The sequence below is a fragment of the Oleiphilus sp. HI0061 genome, assembly GCF_001635675.1.
On sequence record NZ_LWFE01001691.1, the window covers coordinates 1 to 940 of the forward strand.

A 940-nucleotide genomic window follows, 5' to 3' on the forward strand; every position below is an offset into this window, starting at 1 on the left:
GGCATTAAGTTGTCGATCAAAACCTTCCGAAGCCCCCGGTAACAGAAACTCATCAGAGGCACTCAAAGTAACTCGTTCTCCTGCCTCACCTTCACTCATGGCATCCATCTGTGCCAAACCGTCCTCATCTCCCGCTAAAGCAAGCTCTTTCGCTTGAGCGCCAGCTTCAGAAAGATTCTTAAACACTGGTCGAATGACGGTAAAGATAATAATCAAGGCGAACAACATTGCTATGCCTTTGGGCACCAGCTCTTTGAACCACGCCTGTTCCCATATTTCCGGCTCTTGTACGGCTTCCACAAACTTAGGTGCAAAAGGCGTATTAATCACATTTACGCTATCACCTCGTGCGGCTGAGTACCCTACCGCATTCCTTACCAATAGCGTCAAACGCTCAAGCTCTTCAGCCGTCCATGTAGTATAGCTTACCTCACCTGTTTCCGGGTTGATATTCTGTATATCATCAATTGCTACAGCAACCGTTAAGCGCTTTAGCCTACCTTGCTGGTGACGTGTGTAGCTGATTGTGCGGTCCACCTCAAAATTGCGAGTGGTTTGCTTACGCACATTTGTCGGTAAACCTCCTTCACCAGCGCCAGCACCGTTGGCTACTTCAGGGGCAGCACCCGCTGCGGGAGGCTGATTAGCAAGCGCGCCTGGTACACCGCCATCTGTCATCATCTGGCGCTGCTCATCCAAGGTTTGTTCACTTCGGACTGCTTGCATGTCAGGGTTGTAAAACTCTTCCGTTTCTTCAACCTGGGTAAAATCCACATCAGCCGAGACTTCTGACCTGAAACGATCCGCCCCGAGGATAGGACTCAATATACCTGTAATTCGCTCATTTAGAACTTTTTCCATTTTACGCGAATACTCAAACTCCCTTGAAACCAGCTTGTCTTCTTCGGACTCGTTGTTCCGAGACAATAGATTACCCTTT

The 940-nt window shown here is 48.8% G+C and carries 1 protein-coding gene; it reads right to left on the reverse strand.

The genetic code is table 11. The features are described from left to right. The coding region (gene fliF, locus A3735_RS26055) for a flagellar basal-body MS-ring/collar protein FliF (RefSeq protein ID WP_231882661.1) at nucleotides 1-927 on the reverse strand (927 nt) is incomplete at its 3' end. Nucleotides 928-940: the final 13 nt, after the last annotated feature.